We start from the raw sequence: 19,073 nt of genomic DNA on the forward strand, positions 1-19,073 counted from the left end.
TGGACAGCTTTAATTTTATTTCTAAAATATTAGAAATTATATTCTTCTTTGGTAATCATTAATTCATCATATTCTTCTCTAGAACCAACAATTGTATTATCATAATCTCTCATACCTGTACCGGCTGGGATTCTATGACCTACAATTACATTCTCTTTAAGACCTTCTAAAGTATCAATTTTTCCAGCTACGGCTGCTTCATTTAATACTTTTGTTGTTTCTTGGAATGAAGCTGCTGAAATAAATGATTTAGTTTGTAACGAAGCTCTTGTAATACCTTGAAGAATTGGTGTAGCCGTTGCTGTAATTACATCACGAGCTACAACTAAATCTTTATCTTCACGTTTTAACAATGAGTTTTCATCACGTAACTCTCTTGGAGTAACAATTTGACCCGGTTTTAAATTAACTGAATCACCTGCATCTTCCACTACTTTCATACCATATAATTTATCATTCTCTTCGATAAAATCTTTTGTATGAATTAATTGTTCCTCTAAAAACAAAGTATCTCCTGGATCATTTACTTGTACTTTACGCATCATTTGACGGATAACAACCTCAAAGTGTTTATCGTTGATTTTTACCCCTTGTAAACGATAAACTTCTTGAATTTCATTTACCAAATACTGTTGCACAGCTGATGGTCCTTTAATTCTTAGAATATCGTCTGGTGTAATTGCTCCATCAGATAATGGCATACCCGCTCTTACAAAGTCGTTTTCTTGTACTAAGATTTGATTAGAAAGTTTTACTAAATATTTCTTTATTTCACCAAACTTAGATTCGATTACGATTTCACGGTTCCCTCTTTTAATCTTACCGAATGATACCACACCATCAATTTCAGACACCACTGCTGGGTTGGAAGGGTTACGAGCTTCTAATAACTCCGTAATTCTTGGTAAACCTCCTGTAATATCGCCTGCTTTAGACGAACGACGTGGGATTTTTACTAATACTTTACCTGACTTAATTTTTTCTCCATCTTCAACCATTAAGTGAGCTCCTACTGGTAAGTTATAAGAACGAATTAGCTCGCCATCTTTTCCATAAATATGTAAAGTTGGAATTAATTTCTTATTTCTTGCTTCAGAAATTACTTTTTCTTGGAAACCTGTTTGTTCATCAATTTCAACTAAATAAGATTGCCCTTGTTCTAAATCTTCGTAACCTACTTTACCTGTAAATTCCGAGATGATTACTCCGTTATATGGATCCCATTTACAAATTATATTTCCTTTATCTACTATTTGACCATCTTTTACAAAGATGCTCGAACCATAAGGAATATTGTGAGTACTTAGTAAAATACCTGTGTTTTCATCTACTAATTTTAACTCAGTAGAACGAGAAATTACGATATCTACTTCTTCTCCATCTGCATCTTCCCCTTTAACTGTTTTTAAATCTTCGATTTCTAAACGTCCAGGGAATTTAGCAATAATGCTAGATTCTTCTGAAATACCTCCAGCAACCCCTCCAACGTGGAACGTACGAAGTGTTAACTGTGTACCTGGCTCACCAATTGACTGTGCTGCAATTACACCTACTGCTTCACCTTTTTGAGTCATTTTACCTGTAGCTAAGTTACGACCGTAACATTTAGCACAAATTCCTTTCGTTGCTTCACAAGTTAAAGGAGAACGTACTTCTACTGCTTCAATTGGAGAAGCTTCAATTTCTCTAACAATTGCTTCTGTGATTTCCTCACCAGCAGCTACTAAAACTTCAGAAGTTAAAGGATTTACTACATCTTGTAACGCAACACGTCCTAAGATACGTTCCCCTAAACTTTCTACTATATCTTCATTTTTCTTTAAAGCAGTTACTTCAACTCCTCTTAATGTACCACAATCTACTTGATTTACGATTACATCTTGAGCAACATCATGTAAACGACGCGTTAAGTACCCCGCATCCGCCGTTTTTAACGCCGTATCCGCAAGCCCTTTACGAGCACCGTGCGTAGAGATGAAGTATTCTAAGATTGAAAGACCTTCTTTAAAGTTCGATAAGATCGGGTTCTCGATAATTTCACCACCACCAGCGGTTGATTTTTTCGGCTTAGCCATCAAACCACGCATACCTGTTAACTGACGAATCTGTTCTTTTGAACCACGGGCTCCAGAATCAAGCATCATGTATACCGAGTTGAAACCTTGTTGGTCCTCACGGATATTTTTCATAGCCGCCTCCGTTAATTGAGCATTTGCTGAAGTCCAAATATCAATCACCTGATTGTAACGCTCATTATTTGTGATAAGACCCATGTTATAGTTCATAGAGATAACCTCTACTTGCTCCCTAGCCTCTGCAATTAATGATTGTTTTTGATCTGGAATTTTAATATCCCCTAAAGAGAATGACAATCCTCCTTTGAATGCAAATCCATACCCCATATCCTTCATATTATCTAAGAAGGCTGCTGTTGTAGGTACATTCGTAACTGCTAGAATTTTTCCAATAATATCACGAAGTGATTTTTTAGTTAATACTTCATTGATATAACCAGCTTCTTCAGGTACTACTTCGTTGAATAATACTCTACCCGCAGTAGTTTGAATAATTTTATATACTAATTCTCCATTTTCATTGAAGTCTTTAGCTCTCACTTTGATACGAGCATTTAATTCTAATCTACCTTCATTTAAAGCTATATGTACTTCTTCAGCAGAATAGAAAGTTAAGCCCTCTCCTTTTATTGTTAATTCAGGAGTAGATAAACGCTCTTTAGTCATATAATACAAACCAAGAACCATGTCCTGAGATGGTACTGTTATAGGTGCACCATTAGCAGGGTTCAAGATGTTATGTGACGCTAACATCAATAGTTGTGCTTCAAGAATTGCTTCAGGTCCTAATGGTAGGTGAACCGCCATCTGGTCACCGTCGAAATCGGCGTTAAATGCTGTACATGTCAACGGGTGTAACTGAATTGCTTTCCCTTCAATTAACTTAGGCTGAAACGCCTGAATACCTAGTCTGTGAAGCGTAGGAGCACGGTTAAGCAATACGGGATGCCCTTTGATTACATTTTCTAAAATATCCCATACTACAGGCTCTTTTTTATCGATGATTTTCTTCGCCGATTTCACTGTTTTTACAATACCTCTTTCGATCAATTTACGAATTACGAAAGGCTTGTAAAGCTCAGCAGCCATATCTTTTGGCAAACCACACTCATACATTTTTAACTCAGGTCCAACAACAATTACGGAACGAGCTGAATAGTCAACACGTTTACCCAGTAAGTTTTGACGGAAACGTCCTTGTTTACCTTTTAACGAGTCAGATAATGATTTTAATGGTCTGTTTGATTCTGTTTTAACTGCAGAAGCTTTTCTTGTATTATCGAATAACGAATCAACCGCTTCTTGTAACATACGTTTTTCATTACGTAAGATCACTTCGGGTGCTTTGATTTCCATTAATCGTTTCAAACGATTGTTACGGATAATTACACGACGGTATAAGTCATTCAAGTCAGACGTTGCGAAACGCCCCCCATCTAGTGGTACTAACGGACGTAATTCAGGTGGGATCACTGGAATAACTTTAAGAATCATCCATTCAGGAAGGTTCTCACGATTTAAATTAGCCTCACGGAAAGACTCAACCACTTGAAGTCGTTTTAACGCTTCTGTTTTTCTTTGTTTAGATGTTTCATTGTTAGCTGCATGACGTAATTGATATGATAATGAATCTAAATCAACACGAGCCAATAAATCCATAATACACTCAGCCCCCATTTTAGCGATGAATTTATTAGGATCACTTTCATCTAAATATAAATTTTCTAACGGAAGAGAATCTAAAATATTTAAGTATTCTTCTTCTGTTAAGAAATCCATTGCTTGTAATGGCTCACCATCTGCATTTTTAGCAATACCAGGTTGAATTACTACATAACGCTCATAATAGATAATCATATCTAATTTCTTAGATGGTAATCCTAAAATATAACCGATTTTGTTTGGTAATGAACGGAAATACCATATATGAGCGATAGGCACCACTAAATTGATGTGTCCTACACGGTCACGACGTACTTTCTTTTCAGTAACTTCAACCCCACAACGGTCGCAAACGATTCCTTTGTAACGGATTCTTTTATATTTACCGCAAGCACACTCATAGTCTTTTACAGGACCAAAGATACGTTCACAGAATAGTCCGTCACGTTCTGGTTTGTGCGTACGATAATTGATAGTTTCTGGTTTTAATACCTCACCACGTGATTCCGCTAAAATAGATTCAGGAGAAGCCAAACCAATCGAGATCTGATTGAAACGTTTGATGGTATTTTTATCTTTATTTCTATTTGTTGTCATCTTTTTTGAATTTTTAAGTTGTTGGTTGTTAGTTGCTGGCTGAAAAAAACTTTCAACCATCAACCATCAACTAATCTTATTCTTCTAAACGGATGTCTAAACCAAGACCTTTTAATTCGTGCATTAATACATTGAATGATTCTGGTAATCCTGGCTCAGGCATAGTTTCACCCTTAACGATTGCTTCGTAAGTTTTAGCTCTACCTATCACGTCATCTGACTTAACAGTCAAGATTTCTCGTAAAGTACTTGATGCTCCATACGCTTCAAGTGCCCAAACCTCCATCTCTCCAAAACGCTGACCCCCAAACTGAGCTTTACCTCCTAATGGTTGTTGCGTAATTAATGAATAAGGACCAATAGAACGAGCGTGCATCTTATCGTCAACCATGTGTCCTAATTTCAACATATAGATAACACCTACAGTAGCTGGCTGATGGAAACGTTCTCCTGTACCACCATCATATAGGTAGGTATGACCAAATCTTGGCACTCCAGCCTCATCTGTTAAGGCGTTGATCTCATCAAGAGAAGCACCGTCAAAAATTGGAGTAGCATATTTTCTACCTAATTTTTTACCTGCCCAACCTAAAACGGTTTCATAAATCTGACCGATGTTCATACGAGAAGGTACCCCTAGTGGATTCAATACGATATCTACTGGTGTTCCATCTTCTAGGAATGGCATATCCTCTTGACGAACGATACGTGCCACGATACCTTTGTTACCGTGACGACCTGCCATCTTATCACCTACTTTAAGTTTACGTTTTTTAGCAATATAAACTTTTGCTAACTTTAAGATCCCTGATGGTAATTCGTCCCCAACAGTAATCGTAAATTTTTCACGACGTAACGCCCCTTGTAAGTCATTTAACTTAATCTTATAATTGTGAATTAAGTCATTAACCATTTCATTTGTTTCGTCATCAGCAACCCATTGCCCTTTTGTTAAGTGAGCAAAATCCTCAACAGCTTGTAACATTTTTTTGGTGTATTTCTTACCTTTTGGCAATACTTCTTCACCTAAATCGTTCATTACCCCTTGAGAGGTTTTACCATCAACAATCAAGAATAATTTATCAATTAAACGATCCTTTAGTTCAACAAATTTTGTTTCGTATTCCATTTCAAGAGCCGCTAACTCATCTTTTTCTTGAGAGCGCTTGCGCTTGTCTTTTACAACTCTTGCAAATAATTTTTTATCTAAAACAACACCATGTAAAGATGGAGAAGCTTTTAATGAAGCATCTTTTACATCTCCTGCTTTATCACCGAAAATTGCTCTTAATAGCTTTTCTTCTGGAGTAGGATCAGATTCCCCTTTTGGTGTAATTTTTCCTATTAGAATATCACCTGGTTTTACCTCGGCACCAATTCTAATCATACCGTTTTCATCTAAGTCTTTTGTAGCCTCTTCAGAAACGTTAGGTATATCGTTTGTTAACTCTTCATTACCTAATTTTGTATCACGAACTTCTAATGAATAGTCGTCAATATGAATAGATGTGAAGATATCATCACGAACCACTTTTTCAGAAATCACAATCGCATCCTCGAAGTTGTACCCTTTCCAAGGCATGAAAGCTACTTGTAAGTTTCTACCAAGAGCTAACTCCCCATTTTGCGTTGCATATCCTTCACAAAGTACCTGTCCTTTAACAACTTTATCTCCTTTTCTAACAATTGGTTTTAAGTTGATAGTAGTACTTTGATTCGTTTTACGGAATTTTATTAACTGATATGTTTTTTCATCTGAATCAAAACTTACTGCTCTTTCAGTATCTGTTCTTTCGTATTTGATAGTAATCTTATCAGCATCTACATACTCTACTACTCCATTTCCTTCTGCATTAATTAACACTCTTGAATCAGACGCTACTTGACGTTCTAAACCTGTTCCCACGATAGGAGATTCGGGACGTAATAAAGGTACCGCCTGACGCATCATATTTGACCCCATCAAGGCACGGTTTGCATCATCGTGTTCTAAGAAAGGAATTAATGAAGCTGAAATAGAAGCAATTTGATTAGGAGCAACGTCTGTATAATGAACCGCAGAAGGATCAACTACAGGGAAGTCCCCTTCTTCACGAACAATTACTTTATCAGTAGTAATTACTCCTGTATCATCCATTTCGATGTTAGCTTGAGCAATTAACTTACCTTCTTCTTCTTCTGCACTTAAGTAAATAGGATCTGAGACTAAATCTACTTGACCATTCGTTACTTTACGGTATGGAGTTTCGATGAATCCCATTCCGTTAACTTTAGCATATACCCCTAATGAAGAGATAAGACCAATGTTTGGTCCCTCTGGAGTTTCAATCGGACATAAACGACCGTAATGCGTATAGTGAACGTCACGAACTTCGAAACCAGCACGCTCTCTAGATAAACCTCCAGGACCTAAAGCGGATAAACGACGTTTGTGTGTAATCTCTGCTAATGGATTGGTTTGGTCCATAAACTGAGATAACTGGTTCGTACCGAAGAATGAGTTGATTACAGAAGACAAAGTCTTCGCGTTGATCAAATCAATTGGTGTAAACACCTCGTTATCACGAACGTTCATACGCTCACGAATAGTACGAGCCATACGAGCTAAACCAACACCAAACTGAGCAGATAATTGCTCCCCAACTGTACGTACACGACGGTTAGATAAGTGGTCAATATCATCAATCTCTGCTTTAGAGTTAATTAACTCGATTAAATATTTAACGATAGTAATGATATCCTCTTTAGTAAGCACCTGCTTATCCATAGGAATATCAAGACCTAATTTTTTATTCATTCTGTAACGACCTACATCCCCTAAGTTGTAACGCTGATCAGAGAAGAATAATTTCTCGATAATTCCACGAGCTGTTTCTTCATCAGGTGGTTCAGCATTACGCAATTGACGGTAAATGTGTTCTACTGCTTCTTTTTCAGAGTTGGTAGGGTCTTTTTGTAAAGTATTGTGAATGATTGAATAATCAGCTGTATTTAAATCTTCTTTATGTAATAAAATTGACTTAACATTAGCATCAACAATTTCTTCTACATTGTCTTTATCTAAAAGCGTATCACGATCTAAGATAATTTCATTACGCTCGATAGATACCACCTCACCTGTATCCTCATCTACGAAGTCTTCATGCCATGTATTTAAAACACGCGCAGCTAAACGACGACCGATATATTTCTTTAAACCTGATTTAGATACTTTAATTTCCTCCGCTAAGTCAAAAATTTCTAAGATATCTTTATCGCGCTCAAAACCAATAGCTCGGAATAATGTAGTTACAGGTAATTTTTTCTTTCTATCGATATAAGCGTACATCACACTGTTGATATCGGTAGCAAATTCAATCCAAGAACCTTTGAAAGGAATTACTCTAGCAGAGTATAATTTTGTACCATTGGCATGGAAAGACTGACCAAAGAATACACCTGGCGAACGGTGTAATTGGGATACAACTACGCGCTCAGCACCATTAATAACAAAAGTACCGCTCGGAGTCATATAAGGAATAGTACCTAAATACACATCCTGAACGATGGTTTCAAAATCTTCGTGTTCTGGATCAGTACAGTATAATTTCAGACGTGCTTTAAGTGGCACACTGTATGTAAGACCTCTGTCTATACATTCTTCAATTGTATAACGAGGAGGATCAACAAAATAATCTAAGAACTCTAATACGAACTGATTACGCGTATCAGTGATTGGAAAGTTTTCCATAAAGGTGTTGTACAACCCCTCGTTGCCTCTTTCATCAGATTTCGTTTCTAATTGAAAGAAATCCTTGAACGACTTCACTTGAACATCCAAGAAATCGGGATAGTTCGGAATGTTTTTTGTCGAGGCAAAATTCAATCTTTCAGTCTGATTTAATATCATCTATGGACAAAATTATGATTAAAAAAAAAGTAATTTTTATGTTAGTGATTAACATTTAAAACAATCAATACTTTTTTATTTATAACTCACACATCTTTTGAAAACAAGTGTATTGATAAACTTTAGTTTCTTTCTTCGTGTTAAGTTAAAATTCGCTAGGAAGCCATTCTAGAAAAGAATAACATTACTATACGAAAAAATGGTTTAGGCCATTGAGTGCTTTACTCAAGGCCTAAACCTATAGTTTATACTATGTATAATTATTTAAGCTCAACTACAGCTCCAGCTTCTTCTAAAGCTTTTTTCAAGCCTTCAGCTTCGTCTTTAGAAATAGCTTCTTTAACGTTTGTTGGAGCAGCATCTACTAAATCTTTAGCTTCTTTTAATCCTAAACCAGTTAATTCTTTAACAGCTTTAACTACACCTAATTTAGAAGCACCAGCATCTTTTAATACTACTGTGAATTCTGTTTGCTCAGCAGCAGCTTCAGCAGCAGGACCAGCCATAACAACTGCAGCAGCAGCAGGCTCGATTCCGTAGTCATCTTTTAAGATTGCAGCTAATTCATTTACTTCTTTAACTGTTAAATTTACTAATTGTTCTGCGAATTGTTTCAAATCTGCCATTTTTTCTATCTTTTTTAAATGATTTGTAAAATTTATATAATTTAATTAGTGCGCTAATTATTCAGCCGTTTCTTCACCTTTTTGTTCTGCATTGTTAAGCAAAGCAGAAATGATGCGTTTAGCTGGAGATTGTAATAATCCGATGATATCTCCGATAACTTCTTCTTTCGATTTAAGAGCCGCTAACGATTCTAATTCGTTATCACCGATATATACTTCCTCATTGATATAAGCTCCTTTTAATAAAGGTTTATCTCCTTTTTTACGGAACTCTTTAATTACTTTAGCCGGAGCATTAGCAATGTCAGCAATTAAGATTGAAGTGTTTCCTTTTAAAGTAGTTGGTAAATCACCAAATTCTTTATCAGAAGCTTCCATTGCTTTAGCAAGTAACGTATTCTTAACAACTTCTAATTTAATACCTGCTTTATAGCAAGCTTTTCTTAAATTTGAAGTAGTTTCTGCATTTAACCCAGAAATATCTGCTAAATAAACGATATTAGTTCCAGCTAACTGTGCAGTTAAATCTTGAATCGCTAATGATTTTTCTTCTCTAGTCATGATACTAAAATTTTTTAACTACCAATTACACTGCTTTAGGATCTAAAGCAATAGCTGGACTCATAGTACTTGATAAGTGAATAGACTTAATATAAGTACCTTTTGCAGCAGTTGGTTTTAATTTAATTAATGTTTGAATAATTTCGTGAGCGTTCTCTTGAATTTTTTGAGCGTCAAAAGAAACTTTACCGATAGCAGCGTGAACAATACCTGTTTTATCAACTTTAAAGTCAATTTTACCCGATTTCACTTCTTCTACTGCTTTACCTACTTCCATAGTTACAGTACCTGTTTTAGGGTTTGGCATCAAACCACGAGGTCCTAAAATACGCCCTAATGGACCTAGTTTACCCATTACAGCTGGCATAGTGATGATAACATCTACATCAGTCCAACCGTCTTTAATTTTTTGCAAGTACTCATCTAAACCTACATGGTCAGCACCAGCAGCTTTTGCTTCAGCTTCTTTGTCTGGAGTAACTAAAGCTAATACTCTTACATCTTTACCTGTACCGTGTGGTAATGAACACACACCTCTCACCATTTGATTCGCTTTACGAGGGTCTACACCTAACTTAACAGCGATATCAACTGATTCATCAAATTTTGCAGAAGCAACTTCTTTGATCAAAGATGAGGCATCTTTCAAAGAATACATTTTATTCTTTTCAATTTTTGAAGCTGCAACTTTTTGCTTTTTCGTTAATTTTGCCATTTTCTCTTAGTTTAAAGGAGAATCTCCAGTTACAGTAATACCCATAGATCTAGCTGTTCCAGCTATCATGCTCATTGCTTTTTCAATTGTGAAAGCATTTAAATCAGGCATTTTGTCTTCAGCGATTGTACGGATTTGATCCCAAGATACGCTAGCTACTTTCTTACGATTTGGCTGTCCAGACCCTGATTTAATTTTAGCAGCTTCTAATAATTGAATAGCAGCAGGTGGAGTTTTAACAACAAAATCAAACGATTTGTCTTTGTACACAGTAATTTGTACTGGTAATACTTTGCCTGGTTTATCTTGTGTTCTAGCATTAAATTGCTTACAGAACTCCATGATGTTAACCCCAGCAGCTCCCAAAGCAGGTCCAACCGGTGGCGACGGGTTCGCAGCACCTCCCTTTACTTGTAGTTTAACTACTTTACTAACTTCTTTAGCCATTTTTAAAAAAAATTAAGCACATCGATCATTGGAAGCGATTGATGTGAATTATATAAATAAATATTATACTTTCTCTACTTGAACAAAGCTTAATTCTAAAGGTGTTTTTCTTCCGAAAATCTTAACCATTACTTCTAGCTTACGTTTTTCTTCATTTATATTTTCAATAGTACCGTTAAATCCATTGAACGGACCATCAATAACTTTAATCGTTTCACCAATAGAATAAGGTATAGATCCATGATCTACAGTAGTTGACAATTCATCTACTTTCCCTAACATTCTATTAACTTCTGATTGACGTAAAGGCACAGGATCTCCACCTTTTACTTCACCTAAGAAACCAATTACACCTGTAATAGACTTTATAATATGAGGTATTTCTCCTGTTAAGTTTGCTTCGATCATTACATAACCAGGAAAATAAACTCTTTCTTTACTAATTTTTTTACCATCACGTACCGTTACCACTTTTTCTGTTGGCACCAATACCTGTGATATATAATCAGCCATTCCCACACGATTAATTTCTTGCTCGATGTAGGATTTTACTTTATTTTCTTGACCACTTACAGCCCTTACAACATACCACTTCTTCACACTTGTTTCAGCCATAACTCTATTTTATCCTTTTAACAAATTAAAGAAACCCTCAATTGTTTTAGTAAAAATTTCGTCAATACCCCAAGTGGCTAGCGCAAAAATGACAGAGAAGATGGCCACAACTACTGTTAGTTTTTGAACCTCTTCCCATCCTGGCCAAGTCACGTTTGACTTAAACTCTTCAAAAGCTTCTGATATATAATTAGTCACTTTGTTCATTATATTTCTTATTTGCACGGGCGGAGGGATTCGAACCCCCATCAATGGTTTTGGAGACCACTATACTAACCCTTGTACTACGCCCGTTTGTTAGAGAAACCAGCAGCATAAACTGCTGGTTTTTTATATATCAACTATAATTAGTCAACGATTTCAGTTACCTGACCAGCACCTACTGTTCTACCACCTTCACGGATAGCGAAACGTAAACCTACTGATAAAGCGATTGGTTGAAGCAACTCAACATTGATTGTTAAGTTATCACCTGGCATTACCATCTCAACACCTTCTGGCAAAGAAATTGTACCTGTTACGTCAGTTGTACGAACATAGAACTGAGGACGGTAGTTGTTATGGAATGGCGTGTGACGACCTCCCTCTTCTTTTTTCAAGATATAAACCTCTGCTTTAAATTTAGCATGTGGTTTTACTGAACCTGGCTTACAAATAACCATACCACGACGGATATCAGCCTTATCAATACCACGTAATAATAAACCTACGTTATCTCCAGCTTCACCTCTATCTAAGATTTTACGGAACATCTCAACCCCAGTAATAGTAGAAGTTAACTTGTCAGCACCCATACCGATGATTTCAACTGGATCTCCAGTGTTAGCAACACCTGTTTCGATACGACCTGTAGCAACTGTACCACGACCTGTAATTGTAAATACGTCCTCAACTGGCATCAAGAATGGTTTTTCGTTATCACGAACTGGCTCTTCAATCCAAGCATCAACAGCCTCCATTAATTCGATGATTTTTGGAACCCAGTTTGGATCGTTATTCAATCCACCTAAAGCAGAACCTTGAACAACTGGACCATTATCTCCATCGTATTCATAGAAAGATAATAAATCACGGATTTCCATTTCTACTAACTCTAATAACTCAGCATCATCAACCATATCCACTTTATTCATGAATACAACGATACGAGGAATACCTACCTGACGACCTAATAAGATGTGCTCACGAGTTTGTGGCATTGGACCATCTGTAGCAGCAACTACTAAGATAGCACCGTCCATTTGAGCAGCACCAGTAACCATGTTCTTAACGTAATCCGCGTGACCTGGACAGTCTACGTGAGCGTAGTGACGGTTAGCAGTTTCATATTCTACGTGAGATGTATTAATAGTAATACCTCTTTCTTTCTCTTCTGGAGCGTTATCGATTTGGTCGAATGACTTAGCTTGACAGTAACCTGCATCAGATAATACTTTAGTGATCGCAGCAGTTAAAGTAGTCTTTCCGTGGTCTACGTGTCCGATAGTACCGATATTTAAGTGCGGTTTCGAACGATTAAAACTTTCTTTTGCCATTTTACTTAATTTTTAATCTTAGTTATAATAATTAGTGTTCAAAAAAATCTTGTGAGCCAATGACGGGATTTGAACCCGTGACCTCTTCCTTACCAAGGAAGCACTCTACCCCTGAGCTACACCGGCGGTAAAGTTTTAGGTTTTCAATCAAAAGTATCCTGTTTCGAATGCAACCTGAAACTTGAAACTCTCAAACTTATTTTGTGGGGAGAGCAGGATTCGAACCTGCGAAGGTTTCCCAACGGATTTACAGTCCGTCCTCGTTGGCCGCTTGAGTATCTCCCCGCCTTACTTTTTTATTTGACTCTTGATTTGAGAGTGCAAATATAAAACATTTTTTCAATATTTCAAAGAGCCGATGGAGGGACTCGAACCCACGACCTGCTGATTACAAATCAGCTGCTCTAGCCAGCTGAGCTACACCGGCATTCAGTAAAAAAGTCCGCTATTTCTAACGGACTGCAAATGTAGAGATATATTTTAGATTTCAAAAATTTTTTTAAACTTTTTTTTTATTTTTTTCTCTATTAAGCATGAGCTCTCTGTTTTTCCTTACGTTTTACAAGCAATCGTTCCAAAGCATCAACTGACAAATCCACACCTTCTTCAAATGATTTACAGGTTTTTTTAACAACAAATTCATCTCCTGGAACCAAAATTTTAGCTTCAACTACTTTATTTTCTTTTTCACTGGTCTGCTCTACCCTCATAAACACATCCGCAGAGACAATTTTATCATAAAATTTTTCTAATTTGTTTACTTTTTCATCTGTAAAAGAAACCAATTTTTTGTCGATGTTGAAATTAACTGCATGAACATTTACCTTCATAATTAAATCTTTTTAAGGTTAAACAATTTAAAAAGAATTACTTCCGACCTCTAGGATGCGCATTTTTATACACTTCTTTTATTTGCCCTAAGCTAGATTGCGTGTATACCTGTGTAGACGCTAAACTAGAATGCCCTAAGAACTCTTTTATTGAATTTAAATCTGCACCTCGGTTTAACATGTGAGTCGCAAAAGTATGACGAAGCATATGAGGACTCTTTTTCACTTTTTCCGAGACAACACTAAGATAGCAATTTATTAACCTGTAAACAAAAGTTTCATTCATTTTCTTACCGTTCCCAAGAAGAAATAAATATTCTTCATCAAATACATGGGGCAAAGCTTTTCTTTTCTCTAAATATTGCTTAATTTCTAAAAAAATCACATCTAAAACAGGTATAATTCGTTCTTTATTGCGTTTTCCCAAAACCTTAAGCACTTTTAAATCAAAATCAACATCAACTAGCTGTAGATTAATCAATTCCGAACGCCTAATACCTGTTGTATAAAACAAATCAATAATTAATTTATCGCGAAGACCTTCAAAATCTTGATTATATTCTATTTGATTCAATGCTAATTCTAATTCCTTTTCGGAAAAAGGGACTTGAATTTTCTTTTCGGCTTTTAAATATTTATGTTGCAACATAGGCGAAACATCAATTACTTTAATTTTTAATAGAAATTTATAGAAAGCTTTTAAAGAGGCCATTTTTCTATTAACCGTAAGATTAGACACTCCTGACTCAACCAAACTTATTATCCATCCTCTAACCAAAGAATAACTAACTTCTTCTAACCCTCCTCCTTCCACTTCTACTAGGTAATCAAAAAAAAGCCACAAATCTTTCACATAAGCCTTGGCTGTATGTAATGAATATTTTTTTTCTTTTAACAAATAATCTTCAAAACGAACTAAATTTTCACTCATAATTCCCCAATTGAATCCATAAAAAAATCGCTAGTCTAAAAGTACAACTTTTACAACTAGCGATTTTATATTATGATTATAATTTGCTATTAATTTTCTACAGCATCTCTTAATCCTTGGATGTATTGTGCTTTCTGAACTTCAGCTCTTCTTGATACAGAAGGTTTTGTAAACTGCTGACGTGATCTTAATTGACGCACAACTCCTGTTTTATCGAATTTTCTTTTATAGCGCTTTAATGCTCTATCGATATTTTCTCCGTCTTTAATTGGTATAATTAACATAGTTTTGACACCCCCTTTCATTTGTGGATGCAAACCTAAGGATTTATTTTAAATTATAAATCATAAATTTTGAATTATTTTTGTAGAATTTTTGCCTTACACCCACCTTCTACATTTCATTCTATTTTCAACAATAAGGTAGTAAAAATTGATTACGGGGTATTTTTTAGCCTTGAATCGTATATTATGGTTAATTCTAAATGAATTTTATAAATCAAGGTTATGAAATATACCTCCTTATTTTTTCATCATTAAGAATCTTTATCTTGATATTTTTATCTACCCTATCGAAAAACTACTAATTCTTGGGTTCTTATTTTAATAAGGATACTATTTTTTCTGCTTGTTCTACACCAGTAGCTACAGCTCCATGAACCGTTTGATGGTCACCTTGCAAATTAGTTGCTTCTCCTGCAAAAAATATTTTATCACCTACAGATTGTGCTAAAATTTCCCTAGCATTTCCCATACCAACAGAACTATAAGAATAGGCTCCTTTTATGAATGGATGCTTTGTAAAATCTTGAACAGTAGATTTAACAAAGCTAGCACTTGCTCTCCCATTAAACATATAATCTAATTCTGTTAACAATGCACTGGTTATCGCCTCATGACTATTTAGATCTGAAAGAGTTTGAGCTTGTTTGCCCATAACAAACGCCAACAAAATATTATCTTTAGTCTGTTTTCCTAGGGTAACATCACCGTACGCAGCGCAAACGGAGCCCCCATAAACAAAATTACTTGGATAAAATTTTTCACTAAATTTTAAAAACACCTTCATTCCTGCTTCCATTCCTATTTTTTGAAAAGCCATGGTTTTTTCGTTAGGCAAAGATGGTTTAAAAATGATATCATTTGATTTCAGAATGGTAATTGGCACTGTAACAATTACTTTGTCTGCAATAAAGACCGTTCCATTTAGATCTGTTACTTCAATTGAGTTTCCTGAATAATCAATTTTTTTTACAATTGTATTTAATTTTATGTCTTGTTTAACAAAGGGTATTATGTTATTTTCGAAAACATCAAAATAAGTTTTTTCGAATTTATAATTTTTCTCTTGACTATTTGATTTTTTCGCTTCTTCGTTATCCCATTTTACTGAAATATTGGTAGCACTTGCCCCTTGATCTCCTGCATAAGCTTCTATAATATTATTATATGAATTATCTAGGCCTTTTTGATGTGCGTGCTCCCAATAACTGACATCTTGAAAAACTTCGGTTTCACTTCTAAAAATATCTGTTTGTAGAGGTAAAGTTGAAGTAATTTTATTATTATACCAATATTTTAATTCTGTATCATCTAAAGTTATTTTGGTCTGTGTTTCTTTAATTATTTTGCCAATTATACTATCTTCTAAATGCAACCATTCTGCTCCTTGATCAATATCAAAATCGGCAAAACCTGATTGTTTTCCTAGTCGTCCACCATATTTTGAAGAAGCCTCTAAAATTTCGAAACTTACTCCTTTTTTCTTTAGTGTGTATCCAGCAAACAATCCCGCTGCTCCTGCACCAATGATTAATACTTTTACATTTTTTGGATTATTTTCTTGTGTTTCAGAAACACAAGAGACTACCATTGAAGGCATCAAAACCGAAGCACCGAATACCGCAGTTGAATGTTTTAAAAATTTACGTCTGTCCATTAATTTTTAGTTAAGTTGGTTTTATAAAAAAGATATAGTCTGATAACGATAGTCGCTTAAAAAACTTCCTTTTCTGTTAAACCAAAATTACGCATTAAAAATTTATTTGTAAGAAAAACTGTCTTTAAATCTGAAAATACGTTTACTTTTTTATCCTCAATATAAAATTTATACCAAGGCATAATTTTTATGTATTTTTCATGATTTTATCTTTCTTTAGAAAGGCTAATGCGTAATTTGGAAAAAATAATTAGTGGAGCGAAAACTTTTTTAGTATCTCACTTAAACATATTATGCTTTTTTAGGTATTACTTTACTGCTGGTTGATAATCTTTATTATCAATAATCATTTTTGATAAAATTTCTTTTAGGATTTCAGATGTTCCGCCTCCAATGGGCCCTAATCGACTATCTCTTAACAAACGGGCTAAGGGATATTCTTCCATATAACCGTATCCCCCTAGCATTTGTAAACAATCATAAATTGCTAAATCCGCTACTTTAGTTGACTTTAATTTTGCCATAGTAGCTTCTTTTACTACATATTCTCCTTTGTTTAAACGAGCTACAGCTGCATAATTAAAGACTTTACAATGTTCAACTTCTGTTGTATGTTCTACCATTGTATGACGTAAAGCTTGAAATTTATTAATTGATTTTCCAAAAGCTTCTCGTTCTGACATATATCCTAATGTATAATCTATTGCATATTCAGCTCGAGCGTGTGCATTAATTGCCATTATTAGGCGTTCTAATGCAAAATGTTGCATTATGTAAGGGAATCCCTTTCCTTCTTCTCCCATTAAGTTTTCTAAAGGAATTTCTACATTATCGAATGCTAATTCTGCTGTATCAGACGCTTTCCATCCTAATTTATTTAATTTAGTTGCTGAGATACCTGGTGTATTAGCATCTATTAAAAATATGCTAATTCCTTTATTTCCCAGAGCTGGATTCGTTTTCGCAGCCACAACGTAATAATCCGCGTAGACTCCATTTGTAATAAATGTTTTAGAGCCATTAATCACAAATTTACTTCCTTTACGTTCTGCTGTTGTTCGCATACCTGCCACATCACTACCTCCAAAAGGTTCTGTAATACAAAGCGCACCTATTTTGTTACCTGCAATACTTGGAGCTAAATACTCTTGCTTAATACGTTCATCTCCTTCTGCATTTAAGTGTGTCATTGCTAAATAGGCATGAGCCCACATAGCAGCGGCAAAACCTGATGATTTTACTTTTTGTAGTTCTTCTAAAAATATAACTGTATAGAATAAGTCAAGATTTGACCCACCGTAAGCCTCAGGATAATTTAATCCAAAGAATCCCATGTCTCCAAATTTTTTCCAGATAAAACGTTCTATCGTTCCTTCTTTTTCCCATTTTTCAATGTGAGGTACTACTTCTTTTTGTAAAAAATCGCGAAAACTCTCTCTGAATAATTGATGGTCTTCTGTAAAATAAATTGAGTTCATAAAGTTGTATTGTTCTTCTTGCTATTTATTTAAAGTCCAAATATAAGGTAATTATTTTTACTTTATCAACTGGAAAATTCTTAATTTCAAGTAAATCATCTACTGAATGAATTCCGTTATTCATACTTCTAAACCCAATTATTTCGCGGGCTACAGGATATTTTATGTAGGGGATTTTTAAAAGTTCTTTGGTAGAGGCTTCATTAATTTTTATTTTTAAAACTTCTGGGACTTTAAATAATGTGAATTTTTTGTTTAATTCCGTAATAACTTCAGGAGATAATCCCCATATCTCTTGTATTTGATCCATAGATACAAAGCCTCCCAAAGATTCTCTACTTTTGAGTATCCGATCTGAAATAACATCTCCTATACCGTATATTTTCATTAAATCCTCTTTCGTAGCTAAATTAATATCTTTCTGTACCCAAGTATTTGTTTTTTTTATCGTCTTTTGGGCTTCGGTAAATGATCTGTATTTCACATTATCCGAATGTTTTTTTTTTGAAACCCAGTCGGGGAATTTAAAATAAGATGATATTGAACCTAATAAAGAATCTGATACTTTTGTTATTTTCTGAAATTCTTCTGCTGAATTAACATATTTACCTCTTTTTCTATAAGCAAACAAACGATTGATTTCCTTTACTGACATCCCTAGCTTATAACCTTTGAAATCAGTAATAAAATTGGGGTTGAAAGGATGTATTTTGTATTCCTCTTGTGTGTTTTTATTTTTTAACGAATCTATCACAGTTTGTTGAGCAAGCCATTTTTTTTCTTCTGCTGTTGGATTGGAATCTTCTGAGAAGTCAATAAAGGTATATGCCATTTGGAGCAGTACACTCAAAACAATCAAGAACAACAGTGCTATGCGTTGATTTCTTGTATATTCAAAATAATGTTTGAGTGATTGAAGCATAATTATAAATCAAAAACAGAAGTTCTTTTAGCTCTGAGTAAATCTTTTAATTTCATTAGAAATCCTATCGTAAGATAGACTCCAAACCAAAGTCCTACAGTAACAAACGAAATATAAATAAAGAACAAACGTATACTATTTGCTCTCATACCTAAACGATCAGCTAATCTTGAAGCGATATGAAACCCTTGTCGTTCAAAAAAATATTTAAGTTTTAATATCATTGTGCAATAAAAAATGAGATAAAATACT

The 19,073-nt window shown here is 34.9% G+C and carries 16 protein-coding genes and 4 tRNA genes; all 20 read right to left on the bottom strand.

Features of this window, described 5'->3' with window-relative positions:
* Nucleotides 1-29 precede the first annotated feature (29 nt).
* Nucleotides 30-4,334 carry a DNA-directed RNA polymerase subunit beta' gene (gene rpoC, locus HUE53_RS02405; RefSeq protein ID WP_041253501.1) on the bottom strand — a complete coding sequence of 1,435 codons (4,305 nt, stop codon included), beginning with the start codon at nucleotides 4,332-4,334 and terminating at the stop codon, nucleotides 30-32.
* Between the two features lie 76 nt (nucleotides 4,335-4,410).
* Nucleotides 4,411-8,223 carry a DNA-directed RNA polymerase subunit beta gene (rpoB, locus tag HUE53_RS02410; protein WP_014166160.1) on the bottom strand — a complete coding sequence of 1,271 codons (3,813 nt, stop codon included), beginning with the start codon at nucleotides 8,221-8,223 and terminating at the stop codon, nucleotides 4,411-4,413.
* Nucleotides 8,224-8,483: 260 nt separating this feature from the next.
* On the bottom strand, nucleotides 8,484-8,849 hold the full coding sequence (rplL, locus tag HUE53_RS02415; RefSeq protein ID WP_014166161.1) for a 50S ribosomal protein L7/L12: 366 nt from the start codon (nucleotides 8,847-8,849) through the stop codon (nucleotides 8,484-8,486).
* 57 nt (nucleotides 8,850-8,906) lie between these two features.
* The gene (rplJ, locus tag HUE53_RS02420; RefSeq protein WP_014166162.1) at nucleotides 8,907-9,410 is read right to left on the bottom strand and encodes a 50S ribosomal protein L10; all 504 of its coding nucleotides are present in this window, start codon (nucleotides 9,408-9,410) and stop codon (nucleotides 8,907-8,909) included.
* A gap of 25 nt (nucleotides 9,411-9,435) precedes the next feature.
* A complete protein-coding gene (gene rplA / locus HUE53_RS02425; protein ID WP_014166163.1) occupies nucleotides 9,436-10,125 on the bottom strand; it encodes a 50S ribosomal protein L1 in 690 nt (229 codons plus the stop codon).
* 6 nt (nucleotides 10,126-10,131) lie between these two features.
* A complete protein-coding gene (rplK, locus tag HUE53_RS02430) occupies nucleotides 10,132-10,572 on the bottom strand; it encodes a 50S ribosomal protein L11 (protein ID WP_014166164.1) in 441 nt (146 codons plus the stop codon).
* A gap of 63 nt (nucleotides 10,573-10,635) precedes the next feature.
* Nucleotides 10,636-11,187: a transcription termination/antitermination protein NusG gene (nusG, locus tag HUE53_RS02435; RefSeq protein WP_014166165.1), complete on the bottom strand. Its 552-nt coding sequence runs from the start codon at nucleotides 11,185-11,187 to the stop codon at nucleotides 10,636-10,638.
* 9 nt (nucleotides 11,188-11,196) lie between these two features.
* A complete protein-coding gene (gene secE, locus HUE53_RS02440; RefSeq protein ID WP_041253503.1) occupies nucleotides 11,197-11,394 on the bottom strand; it encodes a preprotein translocase subunit SecE in 198 nt (65 codons plus the stop codon).
* Between the two features lie 15 nt (nucleotides 11,395-11,409).
* Nucleotides 11,410-11,481 (bottom strand) — tRNA-Trp (locus HUE53_RS02445).
* A gap of 53 nt (nucleotides 11,482-11,534) precedes the next feature.
* On the bottom strand, nucleotides 11,535-12,722 hold the full coding sequence (tuf, locus tag HUE53_RS02450) for an elongation factor Tu (RefSeq protein WP_014166167.1): 1,188 nt from the start codon (nucleotides 12,720-12,722) through the stop codon (nucleotides 11,535-11,537).
* Nucleotides 12,723-12,776: 54 nt separating this feature from the next.
* Nucleotides 12,777-12,848 (bottom strand) — tRNA-Thr (locus HUE53_RS02455).
* A gap of 78 nt (nucleotides 12,849-12,926) precedes the next feature.
* A tRNA-Tyr gene (locus tag HUE53_RS02460) sits at nucleotides 12,927-13,007 on the bottom strand.
* Nucleotides 13,008-13,075: 68 nt separating this feature from the next.
* Nucleotides 13,076-13,149, bottom strand: a tRNA-Thr gene (locus HUE53_RS02465).
* Between the two features lie 100 nt (nucleotides 13,150-13,249).
* On the bottom strand, nucleotides 13,250-13,552 hold the full coding sequence (gene hpf, locus HUE53_RS02470) for a ribosome hibernation-promoting factor, HPF/YfiA family (protein WP_014166168.1): 303 nt from the start codon (nucleotides 13,550-13,552) through the stop codon (nucleotides 13,250-13,252).
* 37 nt (nucleotides 13,553-13,589) lie between these two features.
* Nucleotides 13,590-14,483: a tyrosine-type recombinase/integrase gene (locus HUE53_RS02475; protein WP_014166169.1), complete on the bottom strand. Its 894-nt coding sequence runs from the start codon at nucleotides 14,481-14,483 to the stop codon at nucleotides 13,590-13,592.
* A gap of 89 nt (nucleotides 14,484-14,572) precedes the next feature.
* A complete protein-coding gene (gene rpsU / locus HUE53_RS02480) occupies nucleotides 14,573-14,767 on the bottom strand; it encodes a 30S ribosomal protein S21 (protein WP_014166170.1) in 195 nt (64 codons plus the stop codon).
* Nucleotides 14,768-15,080: 313 nt separating this feature from the next.
* On the bottom strand, nucleotides 15,081-16,421 hold the full coding sequence (locus HUE53_RS02485) for a flavin monoamine oxidase family protein (RefSeq protein ID WP_192188677.1): 1,341 nt from the start codon (nucleotides 16,419-16,421) through the stop codon (nucleotides 15,081-15,083).
* Nucleotides 16,422-16,729: 308 nt separating this feature from the next.
* A complete protein-coding gene (locus tag HUE53_RS02490; RefSeq protein ID WP_014166172.1) occupies nucleotides 16,730-17,899 on the bottom strand; it encodes an acyl-CoA dehydrogenase family protein in 1,170 nt (389 codons plus the stop codon).
* 25 nt (nucleotides 17,900-17,924) lie between these two features.
* Nucleotides 17,925-18,821, bottom strand: a complete 897-nt coding sequence (locus HUE53_RS02495; RefSeq protein ID WP_106425337.1) for a ComEA family DNA-binding protein — start codon at nucleotides 18,819-18,821, stop codon at nucleotides 17,925-17,927.
* A gap of 2 nt (nucleotides 18,822-18,823) precedes the next feature.
* Nucleotides 18,824-19,045: a hypothetical protein gene (locus HUE53_RS02500; protein WP_014166174.1), complete on the bottom strand. Its 222-nt coding sequence runs from the start codon at nucleotides 19,043-19,045 to the stop codon at nucleotides 18,824-18,826.
* Nucleotides 19,046-19,073 lie beyond the last annotated feature (28 nt).

It is taken from the genome of Flavobacterium columnare, from assembly GCF_014844295.1.
In the GTDB taxonomy this organism is placed as follows: Bacteria; Bacteroidota; Bacteroidia; order Flavobacteriales; family Flavobacteriaceae; genus Flavobacterium; species Flavobacterium columnare.